The sequence below is a fragment of the Embleya sp. AB8 genome, from assembly GCF_049739465.1.
Classification (GTDB): Bacteria; Actinomycetota; Actinomycetes; order Streptomycetales; family Streptomycetaceae; genus Embleya.
In genome coordinates this window covers 119,248-133,697 of record NZ_JBMHHY010000018.1, presented here as the reverse complement: position 1 = coordinate 133,697, position 14,450 = coordinate 119,248, and the positions used below count along the sequence as shown (strand labels likewise).

Below are 14,450 nucleotides of genomic sequence, written 5' to 3'. Positions count from 1 at the left end.
GCCGCGCCGCGCCGCGCCGCACCGTCCGATGCCTACCAGCTCTCCGGGAGCGGTTTGCCCTCCGCGTACCCGGCCGGGCTCTGGATGCCCAGCACCGCGCGCTCATGGAACTCGGTGAGGTTGCGCGCGCCGGCGTACGTACACGCGCTGCGTACGCCCGCGCCGATCGAGTCCATCAGGTCCTCGACGCCGGGGCGGGCCGGGTCCAGGTACATCCGGGAGGACGAAATGCCCTCCTCGAACAGGGCCTTGCGGGCCCGGTCGAAGGCCGACTCGGTGGCCGTGCGCAGCCGGACCGCGCGCGCCGAGGCCATCCCGAAGCTCTCCTTGTACAGCCGGCCCTCGCCGTCGCGGTAGGCGTCGCCCGGTGATTCGTAGGTGGCCGCGAACCACGACCCCACCATCACGTTCGACGCCCCCGCCGCCAGCGCCAAGGCGACGTCGCGCGGGTGTCGCACGCCGCCGTCGGCCCAGACGTGGCGACCGAACCGGGCCGCCTCGGCGGCGCATTCCGCGACGGCGGAGAACTGTGGACGGCCGACGCCGGTCATCATCCGGGTCGTGCACATCGCGCCGGGACCGACGCCGACCTTGACGATGTCCGCGCCCGCCTCGATCAGATCGCGGACACCCTCCACGGTGACCACGTTGCCCGCCACGACCGGTACGGGCGGGTCGAGCGCCCGGACCGCGCGCAGCGCTCGGATCATCTGCTCCTGGTGACCGTGCGCGGTATCCAGGACCAGGGTGTCCACGCCCGCGTCGAGCAGGCTCCGGGCCCGGCGCGCCACCTCGTTGGTGATGCCGATCGCGGCGGCCACCCGCAGCTGCCCGCGCGCGTCCACGGCCGGTGTGTACAGGGTCGAGCGCAGCGCGCCGGTGCGGGTCAGTACGGCCACCAACCGGCCGTCGGCGTCCACGATCGGCGCGAGCTTGTGCCGGCCCTCGTAGAGCCGGTCGAACGCCTCGCGCGGGTCCACCCCGTCCGGCAGGGTGAGCAGGTCGGTGGACATCACCCGGGCGAGTTGCGCGAACCGGTCCACGCCCACACAGTCCGCCTCGGCGACCACGCCGACCGGCCGCCCGCCCTCGGTGACCACCACCGCGCCGTGCGCCCGCTTGGGCAGCAGGTTCAGCGCCTCGCCGACGGTGTCGGTGGGGGCCATCGTGATCGGGGTGTCGTAGACGAGGTGCCGGGCCTTGACCCAGGCGGTCACCTCGGCGACCACGTCGACCGGGATGTCCTGCGGGATCACCGCGAGTCCGCCGCGCCGGGCGATGGTCTCGGCCATCCGGCGACCGGCCACCGCGGTCATGTTGGCCACCACCACGGGGATGGTGGTGCCGGTTCCGTCCGAGGTGGTCAGGTCCACGTCCAGGCGCGAACCCACGCCGGAACGCGACGGGACGAGGAAGACATCGCTGTAGGTGAGGTCGTGGGGCGCTACCTGGTCGTGGAGGAATCTCATGCCGCGGAACGTACCCAGCCGCACGGTGGATATCGATCTTCCCGAGCCCCGGACCGAAACCGCACCGAACGGCCGGCCGGCCGGCCGAGCACCGAAACCGCCCGGCGCCGGCCCACGTCACCGCACGTCAGCTCGCCAACACGGTCAGGTCCAGGCGGCGCAGCCGTTCCGGGTCGGCCAGGATGTCGATGGTGACGATCCGGCGCCGCGCGATGGTGAAGGCGAGCACCGACATCGGCTGCCCGGCGACGATCGACACCACCCCCGCCGTGCCGTTGATCAACGCCGGTCGTGCCACATCGGCCAACCGGGCGAAGGCGAGCGCGTTTCCGGCCACCTCCGCCGCACCACGCACCACACCGCCCGGGCGCAGCGCGCCGCCGTCGGCCCGGGCCACCACGTCCGGGTCCAGCACCGCGACCAGCGCGTCGAAGTCGCCGCCACGCGCGGCGGCCAGGAACGCGTCGACGACCTCCCGCTGCACCGCGAGGTCGCCGTCCGGCGCGGGCGCCGCGCCCTGTACCCGACGCCGCGCCCGGCTGGCCAACTGCCGCGCCGCAGCCGGGGTTCGATCCACGATCGGCGCGATCTCGTCGTACGGCACCGCGAACAGGTCGTGCAGGACGAACGCCAACCGCTCGGCGGGGGCCAACGTCTCGAGCACCACGAGCAGGGCAAGACCGACCGAGTCGGCCAACATCACCTCCTGTTCGGGATCGCCGCCCGACATCGCGGTGACGATCGGGTCGGGGACGTGTACCCGCGCGTCCAGGGACTCCTCGCCGCGCGACCGACGCGAGCGCAGCATGTCCAGGCACACCCGACCGACCACCGTGGTCAGCCAACCGGCCAGGTTGTCCACCGCGTTCGGGTCGGAGCGGCTGAGTTTGAGCCAGGTCTCCTGGAGGGCGTCGTCCGCCTCGCTCAGCGAGCCGAGCATCCGGTAGGCCACCGCCGACAGATGGCCCCGGTGCGCTTCGAAACGTTCGGCCAGGAAGTCGCGCTCGTTCATGGGTTTCACCTCGTTCTCCGGCGGTCGCGTCCGTCGGTTCCCGTCGCGACCCTCGGTGCCATGACGTAGCCGGCCCGGCCGATGTGACACGGGGTGGGTCGAGGCCCGGGAAGCGTGGGCGCAGGGTGGTCGGCGAGCGGCGGGCCGCGGAAATCGGTACGGGCCGGCTGTCACATTCGGGTGCGCCGATCCGTCAAGGCGGTGACGAGGCGGGGACGAAGCGGCGAAGCGGGGACGAGAGCGAACCGGGGCGGAACGTACGCCGCGATCGGTTCGGTTGCCGCCGGGCCCGGGACTCCCGGCGTCCGCCCGCACATCTCGACATCTCGAACGCGCCCACCGCCGGCGCCCGATCATCCCATTCCGCATGCCCTGAGGAGATTTGTCATGTCTGCCATCGACTCGGCCGCGAGCCGAGCAAAACCCGGTGTCGGCACCGGCGCGATCCTGGCCTTCCTGTGCCTGGGCCAGTTCATGGTGTTCCTCGATGTGTCGATCGTGAACCTGGCCCTGCCGTCGATCAAGGACGGCCTGGACATGTCCGAGGTCAGCCAGAACTACATCGTCACGGCGTACGGCACCGTGCTCGGTGGCTTCCTGCTGCTCGGCGGGCGACTTGCGGACTCCTTCGGGCGACGCCGACTGCTCCAGGCCGGTTTTGTGGTGTTCGCGCTCGCGTCGCTGGCCTCGGGCCTGGCTCAGAACGGCACGATGCTGATCACCGCGCGCGGGTTCCAGGGCCTCGGCTCGTCGATGATCGCGCCGGCCGCGCTGTCCATCCTGACCAGCACGTTCCCCGAGGGCGCCGAGCGCAACAAGGCGCTGGGCATCTGGGGTTCGCTCGCCGGGATCGCCTCGATCCTGGGCGTCATCCTGGGTGGTGTCCTGGCCGACGGGCCCGGTTGGGAGTGGATCTTCTGGATCAATGTGCCGATCGGTCTCGGCGTCGCGGCCCTGGCGCCGAAGGTACTGCCGGAGAGTGTGGCCGAGGAGCGCGCGGGGCGGTTCGACCTGGCCGGCGCGATCACCCTCACGAGTGGACTGCTGCTGCTGATCTTCACCCTCGGCGAGGCCACCACCGTGGGCTGGGGCACCGCCCGGACCATCGGCAGCCTGAGCGGCGTGTTCGTCCTGCTGGCCGCCTTCGTCGCGATCGAGGCGCGGGCCGCGGCGCCGATCCTGCCGCTGCGGGTGTTCCGGCTGCGCACGATGCGTACCGCGAACCTGTCCGCGATCCTGGTGTTCGGCATGTTCGGCGCGATGTTCTTCTTCGCCAGTCTGTTCATGCAGAAGGTCTACGACTATTCGCCGTTGAAGGCGGGCTTCGCATATGTACCGCTGGCCGTGAGCGTCGCGATCGGCGCCGGAGTCGCGTCGGGGCTGATCACCAAAATGGCCGCGCGGCCCGTACTGATCGCCGGGCTTGGGATCACCACGGTCGGTCTGCTGCTGCTGTGGCGGGCCCCGCTGGACGGGAGTTATGCGATCGACCTGCTGCCCGCGTTCGTGGCGTTGGGCCTGGGTTGCGGAATGTGCTTCGTGACGCTGCAGATCGCCGCGTTCGTCGGGATCGGCGAGGAGGAGGCGGGGATGGGTGCCGGGTTGATCAACACCAGCCAGGAGGCGGGCGGCGCGCTCGGGCTCGCGGTGGTGGCGACGATCGCGTACAGCGGCTTCGCCGGCGACATGGCGGCGGCCGGTGGCAACGTACACCGGATCCGCGAGGCGCAACTGGCGGTCAACCACGACGCGTTCCTGTCCGCGGCCTGCTTGGGGGCGGTCGCGCTGCTGTTCGCGGCGTTGCTGATGCCTCGGGGGAAGGGGTCGATGAGTTCGACGGTGGCGGGTGCGGGTGCGGGTGCGGGTGCGGGCGTGAGTCCGGCACGGTCGGCGTCGGAGGCGTCGGAGGCGTCGGAGGCGTCGGCCAACCATTTGCCGGTTGGTCACGCGCTAGCATCGGACCATGACGATTCGTAGCGCAACCGCTCAGTGGCAGGGCACCATCCTGGAGGGTGCCGGCACCATTCGTACCGGTAAGGGCGGCCTGCAGGGCGCCTATTCGTTCAAGTCCCGCTTCGAGGAGGGCGAGGGCACCAACCCCGAGGAACTGATCGGCGCCGCGCTCGCGGGCTGCTACTCGATGGCCCTGGCCAAGGGCCTGGGCGACGCGGGCTTCCCGGCCACGTCGGTGGACACCACCGCCAAGGTGCACCTGGTCGCGGTCGAGGGCGCGCCGACGGTGACCCGGATCGACCTGGAGACCGCGGTCGTGGCGGCCGGGCTCGACGAGGCGGAGTTCCTCAAGATCGCCGATGTCACCAAGCAGAACTGCCCGATCTCGCGGCTGCTTTCGCCGGGTACGGAGATCACCCTGACGGCCTCGCTGGGCTGAGTCCCCGCTCGGACGGCGGCGGGGGCGGCGGTGCGCACCGGTTCTCTACGATGACCGCATGCGTGAACCGACTCCCTCGCCGTCGCCGCTCGACTGGCGGGCCGCCGCGTCGTCCGGCGTGCACCTGGTCACCCTGTGGGACGCGGGCGGCCTGCTGTGCCGCGCCGTCCGGGGCGGCGCGGGCGACGCCGTGGTGGTCGCCCTGCACCGACGCGCGGCCGACGGCGAACCGCAGGCCCTCTATGCCACGATCGGCCCGGATGGGGTTCGCGAGACGCTGGTCGAGAACGTGCCCGGGACCACTCCCGAACTGTGCGCCGGCCCGGACGGGACGCCCTGGGTCCGGATGGTGCTCCTTCTCGACGGCTCGGACCAGGAGCCCGACACGGTACTGCCGTTGCGCGGTCGCGGCGATTGGCCCGAGCCGCCCCGGACCACCGCGTTCGCGGGCGAGTTCGTCGGCTGGGTCGGCGACCGGGCGTTCTGGCACGTCGACGACGTCTTCGATACCGACAAGCCGTCCCGGGTACAGGCGGTGGATCTGGACCACGGGCCGAAGGGGCCGCGGCTGCGCTTCCGGCGTCCGGTACGGCTGCCACTGCCGCAGTCGGCGGACGCCGTGGTGTGCGTCGACGGGACGCATCCGGCCGTACTCGCCGTCGACGCCGACCCGGACGGGCCGGCATGGCTGCGTATCCTTGCGCCCGACACGCTGAGCGTGGTCCGGGAGACGCCGGTCACCCGGGATGCCGACGAGGCGCATCTGGTACTGGCCGAGGCGCACTCCGACGGCAGCGCGCTGCTCTACGGGGTCGCCGCGGACGGGCGAGTCGACGCGATCCACCTGGCCGCCGACGGGACCCGGACCACCACACCGGCGGGTCGGCTGCCGGGCGAGCCCTTCTCGGTGTGGCCGATCCGCGCACCGGGACGACACGCGCTGCGCTTCCGAACGGAGGACGCCGGCGGGTTGTTGGTGCCGGGAAGTACGGACGGGGGCGCTCCGGCGGCGCTGTGGATCGGCACCGAGGACGCCTGCCACTTCCGCGACACGATCGGCGGACGCGAGGTGCGGTTGGCTGATGCCGATTGGGGTCGACCGACAGTGGTCGGTGCCGTCGCGAACGCCGAGGGCCATGTGTTGGTTCTGGCCCCGGAGGACGACCCACACCGCCTGGCACTGCTGTTCGTCTGATCGAAGCGCCGACTGGGCGCGGGGCCTGGCGACTACCGTCGGGAGCGGGACAGTCACGTGGCCTGAGCGCTGGGAAGCGGCTTGCGGGCCAACAGGTAGGCGTGCTGCGTCGGTCGCACACCCTCGCCGGGAACGGGCTCCTGGATCGTCCGGGCCTGCATGGCCGGCCCCGACGCGGTGACCAGGTCGGCGATCCGCTCGGGTGGTCGCCGATGGAAGTCGAGTGCCACCGCGTGCCCGAACGCCTCGGTCAGCCGCAGTGGTTCGTCACCGACCTGGAAGGCGAGCAGCAGATAGCCGCCGGGGGCCAGGGCACGCTCGAACCCGGCGAACACGCCCGGCAGTTCCTCGACCGGGACGTGGATGATCGAATACCACGCGACGAGTCCACCGAGGCTGTCGTCGGCCAGGTCGAGCGCGGTCATCGAGCCCACCTCGAAGCGCAACTCGGGGTGCTCCCGCCGAGCGAGCGCAACCATCTCCGGCGACAGGTCGATCCCGAACACCCGCACGCCCAACCCGTGCAGATGGGCGGCGATCCGCCCGGGCCCACACCCGATCTCCGCGACCGGCCCGCCGCCGTCCCCGGTAGCCCGCACGAGTTCGGCGAAGGTGGCGAGTTGGGCCCGGTCCAGTGGCTTGGCGGCGAGTTCGTGCCGGGCCCGGTCGGCGTATTCGGAGGCGATGGCGTCGTAGGAGGTCCGGGTGGCACGCAGATACTCGGCTTCGATCACGCCGCAGCACGCTACCGACCGCCACCGACAGCACTGCGCTCGTACCACCCCGGTCGGGCCGACGCCTTCATCGTGCCCAAGGACCAGGCCCGCGGTTTCGTCTTCGACGTCGCCACGGGCAAGTTGAACGAGGTCGACTGAGCACCGGGCCGGCCCGCCCCCGGCTCGGACTCGATCGGGGGTGTGTCGGTCGTCGTGGGTAGTCTGGCGCGATGGGTAAGACCGTGATGTACCTGGAGATGACCTCCCGCGACGACCTCCGGCCCGCGCCCGTCGTCCCGGCGCTCGGGCTGCGCCGCGCGGATCCGCCGACGCCGATGATCCACGCCCTGCAGGCTCGGATCGGCGCGCCGTACGGCTGGCGCAGCACGACCCGAACCCTGGCCGAGTGGGCGGCATTTCGGACCGAGCACCCACTGCTCGAGTCCTGGCTGATCACCCACGACGGGGATACCGCCGGCGTCGGCAACCTCGAACCCCAGCCCGGTGGCAACGTGGAGATCGCCACGTTCGGTCTGCTCCCGGAATACGTCGGCAAGGGCCTCGGCGGCCACGCGCTGACTCTGGTCCTCGACCAGGCCTGGCGCACCACTCCGCTCACCCCGACCGAGCCGGTGCGCCGGGTCTGGCTGCACACCTCCTCGCAGGACCACCCCAACGCCCTCCTCAACTACCGCGCGAGGGGCTTGCGCCCGTACGGGATGGAGGCTCGCGGGTAGGTGCCGAGACCTCCCGGGCGCGGCCCGGCCGGTGGCTTGGCCCGTTCCCGGTCGGCGCGCGCGTGCGGTTCGGGTGCGGGGGTTCAGCAGGCGAAGGGGTCGGTTGGGTCGGTCGCGTCGCTGGGGTGGGTCGGGCCGGAGGGGCGGGGCAGGGTCGGGGCGGTTCGGCCGGGCGATGTCGGTGCCATCGGCGGCCCGACGTCGGAGCGGGATGCCGGGCCGGCCGGCGGTGCGCCGGGGGTTGCCGAAGTCGGGCCGGACGGTGGGGTGGTGTCGGTGGATTGGGTCGCCCCGACGGGCACGGCGAGGTGCGCGGCCGGGGCCGGCCCGGAGCCGGGTGGCGTTGCCTCGGTGTCCAGCGCCGGGTTCTCCTCCTCCGCCGGCGCGAGTTCGGCTGCCTGATCGCGTTGGGCTCGGAGTTTGGCTGCGATCGTGTCGGTGCGGGCTCGTAGGGCGGTGGTGCGTTCGGCTGCCGTTGAAGAGTCGGCCGGCGCGGTGACCACGGCCACGCCCTTGGCTCGGGCCGTGGCCACCAGGCTGTCCGCCACCGCCGTCTGGCGGGCCGTCAGGGCCGTGGCGAACAGGCTTGCGCGTAGCGTCTTTTGCCGGCCCAGGTGGCCTCGGTAGGTGATCTCGCAGGGCACCGGCACGCTGTCGAGGCGGCGGTCGTCGGCCTGTTCCAGCGATGCCAGGACGACCGTGAGCAGGCCCTCGACCACCTTCGTGACCGCCCACTTGCGTCCCGGCAGCGGCGGCAGCACCTCGCGGATCCGGTCCACCTCCGCGTCGAGCGCGGCCGTGGTCATCGCACCGAAGGCGTCGTGCACGGTCAGCCGGACCACCTTCTCCCACGGGATGTCCTCCCCGTCGAAGCCGATCGTGTCCGGCCCGAACCGCACCGCGCCCAGGCCGTCCAGTAGGCGCAGCGGTCGCGCGGTGAGCGCCGGGACCTTCGGGTGCCGGCACACCAGGGCGCCCAGCGAGAACTCCCAGGCCGCCGTGGCCGGCACGGCCGGCGCCGGCAGCGCGTCCAGGGTCACCCGTACCCAATCCCCCGACACGACGCTCGCCCGGCCGGCGCCGATCCGGCTCCCCACCACCGTCCGCCCCGACGCCGCCGCGGAGCCCATCGCCCCACCGATGCCCCGCAGTTGATCACGTATCGCCACGTCCCCGTGTCCCCTCGCCGTACGTCCTACGCCACCCGTCCATGATCACCTTAATCGCAGGGTCCCCGTCGGATTGGCGCAGCAATGGCACCCCATGGCGCTTGATCGCGCCAGATGGCGCGATGCGATGTGATTCTGACATCACTAATGGCTCGCTATGACGCCATCTTCGTGCCATGATGGCGTCATGGACCTCACGCCGTACGTCGACAACCTCCGTCGCGAGCTCGCCACCGCCGCCGCGGTGGCAGGTGGCGCCGAGGCCCGGATCCTGGTCGAACGCCTCACCGCCCCGCTGGAATCGGCCGCCCGACTGACGTTGCTGAACGCACTGTCCGCCGCCATGGCCGAGGTCACCGGCGAGTTGGCGCCAGGTTCGGTGGACATCCGGCTGCGGGGGCTCGACCCCGAGTTCGTGGTGACGGCCCCGCCGCCCCAGGACGAGTACGCGGCACCGGACGAACGTGAGCGGGCACCGAGCGGCGCACCCACGCCGTCGAGCCCCTCGGCCACGCCGTACTCCGCGGCCGGCAACGACGGCGGCATGGCCCGGATCAACTTCCGCCTGCCCGCCCACCTCAAGTCCCGGATCGAGGAGGCCGCCGCACGGGAGGGCCTGTCCGTCAACGCCTGGCTGGTCCGCGCCGTGGCCGCCGCCGACACCCCGACCAGCACCGCCAGGCCTCCCCGGGGCGGAGGCCCGGCGCTCGACGCGCACACCGAATTCCGAATACCCGACCAGAGCACCACTCGATACCCCTTGACCCCTTAGCTCTCGCGCAGTCAGAGGACAGCCTCGCCATGCCCACCTTCCCCACCCCCGAGCCGATATCCGCCACCGTCGAGTTCGACATGGGCTCCGCCCGGATCACCGCGAGCAAGCGCACCGACACCGTCGTCGAGGTACTGCCCGCCGACGTCACGGACGAGTTGGACGTACGCGCGGCGCAGCGGACCTCGGTCACCTGCGCCGACGGCCGGCTGCTGGTCAAGGGCCCCAAGGAGCGCTCCCTGTTCGGCCGGAGCGGCTCGATCGAGGTCGTCGTCGAGCTGCCGGCCGGCTCCGACGTCCGGGCCGGCACCCCGGTGGCCGACTTCACCTGTGTCGGTCCGCTCGGCGCCTGCCGGTTCAAGACCTCCGTCGGCGTGATCCGGATCGACATCGCCGAGTCCCTGTACGCCCGTACCGACCACGGCGCGATCCAAATCGGCCACGTCGCCGGCGACGCCGAGGTCTCCGGCGCCGGCCGGATCGAGATCGGCACCGTCGGCGGCACCGCGGCGGTCAAGAACGCCAACGGCGAGACCACGATCGGCGAGGTCGCCGGCGACCTGCGGATCACCTCGTCCAACGGCCGGATCGACGTCGGCCTCGCCCACTCCGGCGTCGACGCCAAGTGCGCCAACGGCGCGATCCGGATCGACGAGGTGGCCCGAGGGCAGGTGCACCTGCGGACCGGCGCGGGCGATCTCGAGGTCGGCATCCGCGAGTCCACGGCGGCCTGGCTGGACGTGCAGACCCGGATGGGCAGCGTGCGCAACACGCTCGGCGTGACGGAAAGCCCCGACCGCACCGAGGAGACCGTCGAGGTCCGCGCCCGCACCGCCCTCGGCCACATCGTGATCCGCCGCGCCTGACCGGATCGGACCGGACCCAGTCGGACCTGATCAAACCGGATCCGACCGAATCGAACCGAATCAAAGAGCCACGACTCGAAGGGATACGACTGCCATGACTTCGACTTCCGAAACCCCCGGAACCCACGGAAGCCCCCGGACCTCCGAGTCCGCCGCGACCCGCCACCGCGCGTCCGCGATCTCCGCCGTCGGGTTGTCCAAGTCGTACGGCGACAAGCTCGTGCTGGACGGTGTCGACCTGGACATCCCCGAGGGCACCGTCTTCGCGCTGCTCGGGCCCAACGGCGCGGGCAAGACCACCACCGTGCAGATCCTGTCCACACTGATCGCCGCGGACGCCGGGGAGGCCCGGGTCGCCGGGCACGACCTGGTACGCGAGGCCGACGCGGTACGCCGATCGATCGGCGTCACCGGCCAGTTCGCCGCCGTGGACAACCTGCTCACCGCCCGGGAGAACCTGATCCTGATGGCGGACCTGCAACGCCTGGGCCGGATCGAGGGTCGGCGCCGCGCCGACGATCTGCTCGCGCGCTTCGACCTCACCGACGTCGCGAACAAGACCGTGGTCACCTTCTCCGGCGGCATGCGGCGCAAGCTCGATCTGGCGATGACCCTGGTCGGCAACCCCCGGGTGATCTTCCTCGACGAGCCGACCACCGGCCTCGACCCGCGCAGTCGGCGAGTGATGTGGGAGATCATCCGCGGTCTGGTCGCCGACCACGGCGTGACCATCCTGCTGACCACACAATACCTGGACGAGGCCGACCAACTCGCCGACCGGATCGCCGTACTCGACCACGGCCGACTGATCGCCGAGGGCACCGCCGACGAGCTCAAGCGGCGCATCCCGGGCGCGCACGTCCGGCTCCGTTTCGCCGATCAGCACCGACTCGACGCCGCCGCCGACCTGTTCCGCGACACCACGCGCGACGAGGAGGCGCTGACCCTGCGCATCCCCGGCGACGCGGGCATCCCCACACTGCGCGCGATCCTCGACGCGCTCGACGACGCGTCGATCCCCGCCGAGGAACTCACCGTGCACACCCCCGACTTGGACGACGTCTTCCTCACCCTCACCGGCCGGCCGCAGACGGCCGACCGGGTGCCGAGCCCGCGAAAGGAAGCCCTGCGATGAGCACCATGTCCTACGCGGTCACCGATTCGGCCACGATGTTGCGCCGCAATCTGCGACACGCGCTGCGCTATCCGTCGGTGACCGTCTCGGTCGCCGTGATGCCGATCATGATGTTGCTGCTGTTCAACTACGCCTTCGGCAACGCCCTCGGCGCCGGCATCGGCAACACCCCCACCGGCGACACCAAGTACATCGACTACGTCGCGCCCGGGATCATCCTGATGACCGCGACCGCCGGCTCGGTGTCCACCGCGATCGCGGTCTGCGTCGACATGACCGAGGGCATCGTCAACCGGTTCCGCACGATGTCCATCTCCCGGGCCGCGTTCCTGACCGGACACGTGCTGGGCAGCGTGCTCCAGACGCTGGTCAGCCTGGCCCTGGTGATCGGCACCGCACTCGCACTGGGCTTCCGGCCGAACGCCACGCCGATCGAGTGGCTGGCCGCGATCGGTCTGCTCACCCTGTTGGCCTTCGGCCTCACCTGGCTGGCGGCCGGTATCGGTCTGGTCGCCAAGAACCCGGAGACGGCGAGCAACGTCCCGTTGCCGTTCATGTTCCTGCCCTTCCTCGGCAGCGCCATCGTCCCGACGGACTCGATGCCCACCGGACTGCGCTGGTTCGCCGAGTACCAGCCGTTCACGCCGATCATCGAAACCCTGCGCGGGCTGCTGGTCGGCACCGGGATCGGCAACAACGGGCCGATCGCCCTCGCCTGGTGCGTCGGCTTGGCCGTGGTCGGGTACGTCTGGGCCCGTCGTACCTTCACCAAGGCGCTCTGAAGGCGAGCCCATTCGCAGCATCGAGTCGAAGCACCGAATCGAAACACCAAATCGAAGCACCGGATCGAAGTACCGGATCGAAGTACCGAAAAGCACTCTGACCAGGTACTTGCATGGCGAGCTGCATGGCACACTGCAACGTGACTCGCATGGCAATCCGCACGGGAAGCCGCGACCCGATCCGCTCGGCAGGACGCCCCCGATCCAGCCCCGAACAGGTGCCGCCGCACCCACGTGAGCGTGGCCGCCGCAGTCCGGCAGGGAACCCGGACCGCAACGGCCACGCTCGCGGCCGGGTCGAGGCGAGGACGCCTCCGCTCACACGTCCCGGCGCTCGATCGCCCACCCGGCCACGGCCAGCGCCACACCCAGCCAGACCAGGCACACCACACACGCGCCCGCCGTCGACGGGCGGTCGGCCGCAGGCGGACCGGTCGTACTGCTCAGCGCCTGGAACGCGGCCTGGAGGGTGCGCCGCTTGGCGCCGTCGCCGGCCGCCTCGGTGAGCATCGGGGTGACGAAGAACAGGCCGAACAGGGCCGCGATCGCGCCCGCCGTATGCCGCACGATGATGCCCAGGGCCAGCCCGATCAGCGCGATCACCGTGACGAACGCACCGGCGGTCAGGACCGCGCGCAGCACGTGCGGCGCGCCGAGCCCGACGTTCAGGTGCTTGTCGGCCAGGATCGCCTGTCCCAGGAAGAATGTGGCGAACGCGATCACCTCGCCGACCAGCAGCGTGGCCGCGCCGACCACCGCGACCTTGGCGGTGAACACCCGGCGCCGCCGAGGTACGGCGGTGAACGTGGTCCGGATCAGCCCCGACCCGTACTCCGAACTGCCCGTGAGCACCCCGAGCGTGCCCACCGCGAGCACCACCACGTAGTAGCCGCCGCTGAACCCGAACCGGACCGGATCGAACCCGGCCCGGCGCTCCGCCGACATCCCGTCCCAGTCCGCGACCAGATTGCCCAGGTCGAACGCGCCGAGCCCGAGCGCGGCGAGTGCGGACAGCAGCACGGTCAGATACGTCGAGCGCAACGTCCGCAACTTGATCCACTCCGCCGCCAGCACGCCGCGCGGCACCAGGAGCCCCTTCATCGACCCACCCCCTTGCCGGCGGCACCCGCAGCACCCGCAGCACCGGCCGCGCCGCCCGCACCCGCCGCCCGGTGCACCACCTCCTGCTCGGTGATCCGCAAGTACGCCTCCTCCAACGACCCCTGCCGGGCCGCCAGTTCGTGGATCACCAGGCCGTGCGCGGCGGCCAGCTCGCCGATCCGGGTGAACGCCAACTCGGCGACCGCGAGCGCGCCGTCCGGCTCGACCGTCACCTGCGCGCCCTCCCCGGTCAGCACCCGGGCCAGCGCATCGCCCTGCGGCGAGCGCACCAGCACGTCGCCGCGCGAGCCGTCCCGGACGAACTCGGCCATCTCGGTATCCACGATCACCCGCCCCCGTCCGAGCACGATCACGTGGTCCGCGGTCAGTGCCATCTCGCTCATCATGTGGCTGGACACGAACACCGTGCGCCCCTCCGCCGCCAGGTCGCGCAGCAACATCCGGATCCACCGCACACCGTCCGGATCCAGGCCGTTGACCGGCTCGTCGAACAGCAGCACACCCGGCTCGCCGAGCAGCGCGGCGGCGATCCCGAGCCGCTGTCGCATGCCCAGCGAGAAACCGCCCACCCGCCGCCGCGCCACCTCGGTCAGACCGGTCCGGTCCAGTACCTCGCCGACCCGGCGACGCGCGATGTCGTTGCTCGCGGCGATGCTCGCCAGGTGGTGGTACGCGCTGCGCCCGCCCGGTACCGCGTCCGCGTCCAACAGCGCGCCGACCCGGCGCAGCGGCCGGTCGAAGGCACGGTACGGCCGCCCCTCGACCCACGCGTGGCCCGCCGTGGGCCGGACCAGGCCCAGGATCATCCGCATGGTGGTGGACTTGCCCGCCCCGTTGGGACCGAGGAACCCGGTCACCCGCCCCGGTTCGACCGTGAAGGTCAGGTCGTCCACGGCCACGCGCTCGCCGTATCTCTTGGTGAGCCCGTGTACTTCGATCATCTCTGCTCCCGGTTCCGCGTCGGCCGCCCGGCACCCGAATGCGGCGCCGTCGGCGATACGTGTCCCACCGTCTCGGTTCGGCGCGGCGCCGTCGTCGGGCCGTGGTCCCGGTGCCGGGACCGGATTCGCGGGCGCGTGCGAC

14 protein-coding genes are annotated in these 14,450 nt (G+C 71.7%); 8 read left to right on the top strand and 6 right to left on the bottom strand.

What is annotated here, in order from left to right:
* Positions 1-32: 32 nt before the first annotated feature.
* Positions 33-1,469, bottom strand: a complete 1,437-nt coding sequence (locus ABIA38_RS26690) for a GuaB1 family IMP dehydrogenase-related protein (protein WP_424641376.1) — start codon at positions 1,467-1,469, stop codon at positions 33-35.
* A gap of 127 nt (positions 1,470-1,596) precedes the next feature.
* Positions 1,597-2,481, bottom strand: coding sequence for a sigma-70 family RNA polymerase sigma factor (locus ABIA38_RS26685; RefSeq protein WP_424641375.1), 885 nt, complete (start codon positions 2,479-2,481; stop codon positions 1,597-1,599).
* A gap of 387 nt (positions 2,482-2,868) precedes the next feature.
* On the opposite strand from ABIA38_RS26685, the gene ABIA38_RS26680 reads away from it, so the two are divergent.
* Genes ABIA38_RS26680 through ABIA38_RS26670 form a run of 3 tightly spaced genes read left to right on the top strand, consistent with a single transcriptional unit; the run spans position 2,869 to position 6,068 of the window.
* The gene (locus ABIA38_RS26680) at positions 2,869-4,458 is read left to right on the top strand and encodes an MFS transporter (RefSeq protein WP_424641374.1); all 1,590 of its coding nucleotides are present in this window, start codon (positions 2,869-2,871) and stop codon (positions 4,456-4,458) included.
* Positions 4,445-4,873 (top strand): OsmC family peroxiredoxin, encoded by a 429-nt coding sequence (locus ABIA38_RS26675; protein WP_424641373.1) that lies wholly within the window; start codon positions 4,445-4,447, stop codon positions 4,871-4,873. Before ABIA38_RS26680 ends, ABIA38_RS26675 begins: the two co-directional genes overlap by 14 nt.
* Positions 4,874-4,931: 58 nt before the next feature.
* Positions 4,932-6,068 carry a hypothetical protein gene (locus ABIA38_RS26670; RefSeq protein WP_424641372.1) on the top strand — a complete coding sequence of 379 codons (1,137 nt, stop codon included), beginning with the start codon at positions 4,932-4,934 and terminating at the stop codon, positions 6,066-6,068.
* Between the two features lie 53 nt (positions 6,069-6,121).
* Here ABIA38_RS26670 and ABIA38_RS26665 read toward each other — a convergent pair whose 3' ends face one another.
* Positions 6,122-6,802, bottom strand: coding sequence for a class I SAM-dependent DNA methyltransferase (locus tag ABIA38_RS26665; RefSeq protein WP_424641371.1), 681 nt, complete (start codon positions 6,800-6,802; stop codon positions 6,122-6,124).
* Between the two features lie 212 nt (positions 6,803-7,014).
* On the opposite strand from ABIA38_RS26665, the gene ABIA38_RS26660 reads away from it, so the two are divergent.
* Positions 7,015-7,521 carry a GNAT family N-acetyltransferase gene (locus ABIA38_RS26660; RefSeq protein WP_424641370.1) on the top strand — a complete coding sequence of 169 codons (507 nt, stop codon included), beginning with the start codon at positions 7,015-7,017 and terminating at the stop codon, positions 7,519-7,521.
* An 83-nt stretch (positions 7,522-7,604) separates the two neighbouring features.
* On the opposite strand, the gene ABIA38_RS26655 is transcribed toward ABIA38_RS26660, so the two are convergent.
* Positions 7,605-8,690, bottom strand: coding sequence for a hypothetical protein (locus tag ABIA38_RS26655; RefSeq protein ID WP_424641369.1), 1,086 nt, complete (start codon positions 8,688-8,690; stop codon positions 7,605-7,607).
* Between the two features lie 187 nt (positions 8,691-8,877).
* Here ABIA38_RS26655 and ABIA38_RS26650 point away from each other — a divergent pair, with 187 nt between their 5' ends.
* The 4 genes from ABIA38_RS26650 (at position 8,878) to ABIA38_RS26635 (ending at position 12,245) form a co-directional block, all read left to right on the top strand.
* Complete coding sequence (locus ABIA38_RS26650; RefSeq protein ID WP_424641368.1) at positions 8,878-9,462, top strand: toxin-antitoxin system HicB family antitoxin; 585 nt, start codon at positions 8,878-8,880, stop codon at positions 9,460-9,462.
* A gap of 29 nt (positions 9,463-9,491) precedes the next feature.
* Positions 9,492-10,328 (top strand): DUF4097 family beta strand repeat-containing protein, encoded by an 837-nt coding sequence (locus ABIA38_RS26645; protein WP_424641367.1) that lies wholly within the window; start codon positions 9,492-9,494, stop codon positions 10,326-10,328.
* Between the two features lie 94 nt (positions 10,329-10,422).
* Positions 10,423-11,463, top strand: a complete 1,041-nt coding sequence (locus tag ABIA38_RS26640) for an ATP-binding cassette domain-containing protein (RefSeq protein WP_424641366.1) — start codon at positions 10,423-10,425, stop codon at positions 11,461-11,463.
* Positions 11,460-12,245, top strand: coding sequence for an ABC transporter permease (locus ABIA38_RS26635; RefSeq protein ID WP_424641365.1), 786 nt, complete (start codon positions 11,460-11,462; stop codon positions 12,243-12,245). Before ABIA38_RS26640 ends, ABIA38_RS26635 begins: the two co-directional genes overlap by 4 nt.
* 318 nt (positions 12,246-12,563) lie before the next feature.
* Here ABIA38_RS26635 and ABIA38_RS26630 read toward each other — a convergent pair whose 3' ends face one another.
* Entirely contained in the window at positions 12,564-13,346 is a 783-nt protein-coding gene (locus tag ABIA38_RS26630; protein WP_424641364.1) for an ABC transporter permease, read from the bottom strand.
* Positions 13,343-14,308 carry an ABC transporter ATP-binding protein gene (locus tag ABIA38_RS26625; protein ID WP_424641363.1) on the bottom strand — a complete coding sequence of 322 codons (966 nt, stop codon included), beginning with the start codon at positions 14,306-14,308 and terminating at the stop codon, positions 13,343-13,345. Before ABIA38_RS26625 ends, ABIA38_RS26630 begins: the two co-directional genes overlap by 4 nt.
* Positions 14,309-14,450: the final 142 nt, after the last annotated feature.

Excerpts from the sequence above, each read along its gene's own strand:
- ABIA38_RS26690 (WP_424641376.1), bottom strand. The coding sequence starts at position 1,469 with ATGAGATTCCTCCACGACCAGGTAGCGCCCCACGACCTCACCTACAGC.
- ABIA38_RS26685 (WP_424641375.1), bottom strand. The coding sequence starts at position 2,481 with ATGAACGAGCGCGACTTCCTGGCCGAACGTTTCGAAGCGCACCGGGGC.
- ABIA38_RS26680 (WP_424641374.1), top strand. The coding sequence starts at position 2,869 with ATGTCTGCCATCGACTCGGCCGCGAGCCGAGCAAAACCCGGTGTCGGC.
- ABIA38_RS26675 (WP_424641373.1), top strand. The coding sequence starts at position 4,445 with ATGACGATTCGTAGCGCAACCGCTCAGTGGCAGGGCACCATCCTGGAG.
- ABIA38_RS26670 (WP_424641372.1), top strand. The coding sequence starts at position 4,932 with ATGCGTGAACCGACTCCCTCGCCGTCGCCGCTCGACTGGCGGGCCGCC.
- ABIA38_RS26660 (WP_424641370.1), top strand. The coding sequence starts at position 7,015 with ATGGGTAAGACCGTGATGTACCTGGAGATGACCTCCCGCGACGACCTC.
- ABIA38_RS26650 (WP_424641368.1), top strand. The coding sequence starts at position 8,878 with ATGGACCTCACGCCGTACGTCGACAACCTCCGTCGCGAGCTCGCCACC.
- ABIA38_RS26645 (WP_424641367.1), top strand. The coding sequence starts at position 9,492 with ATGCCCACCTTCCCCACCCCCGAGCCGATATCCGCCACCGTCGAGTTC.
- ABIA38_RS26640 (WP_424641366.1), top strand. The coding sequence starts at position 10,423 with ATGACTTCGACTTCCGAAACCCCCGGAACCCACGGAAGCCCCCGGACC.
- ABIA38_RS26635 (WP_424641365.1), top strand. The coding sequence starts at position 11,460 with ATGAGCACCATGTCCTACGCGGTCACCGATTCGGCCACGATGTTGCGC.
- ABIA38_RS26630 (WP_424641364.1), bottom strand. The coding sequence starts at position 13,346 with ATGAAGGGGCTCCTGGTGCCGCGCGGCGTGCTGGCGGCGGAGTGGATC.
- ABIA38_RS26625 (WP_424641363.1), bottom strand. The coding sequence starts at position 14,308 with ATGATCGAAGTACACGGGCTCACCAAGAGATACGGCGAGCGCGTGGCC.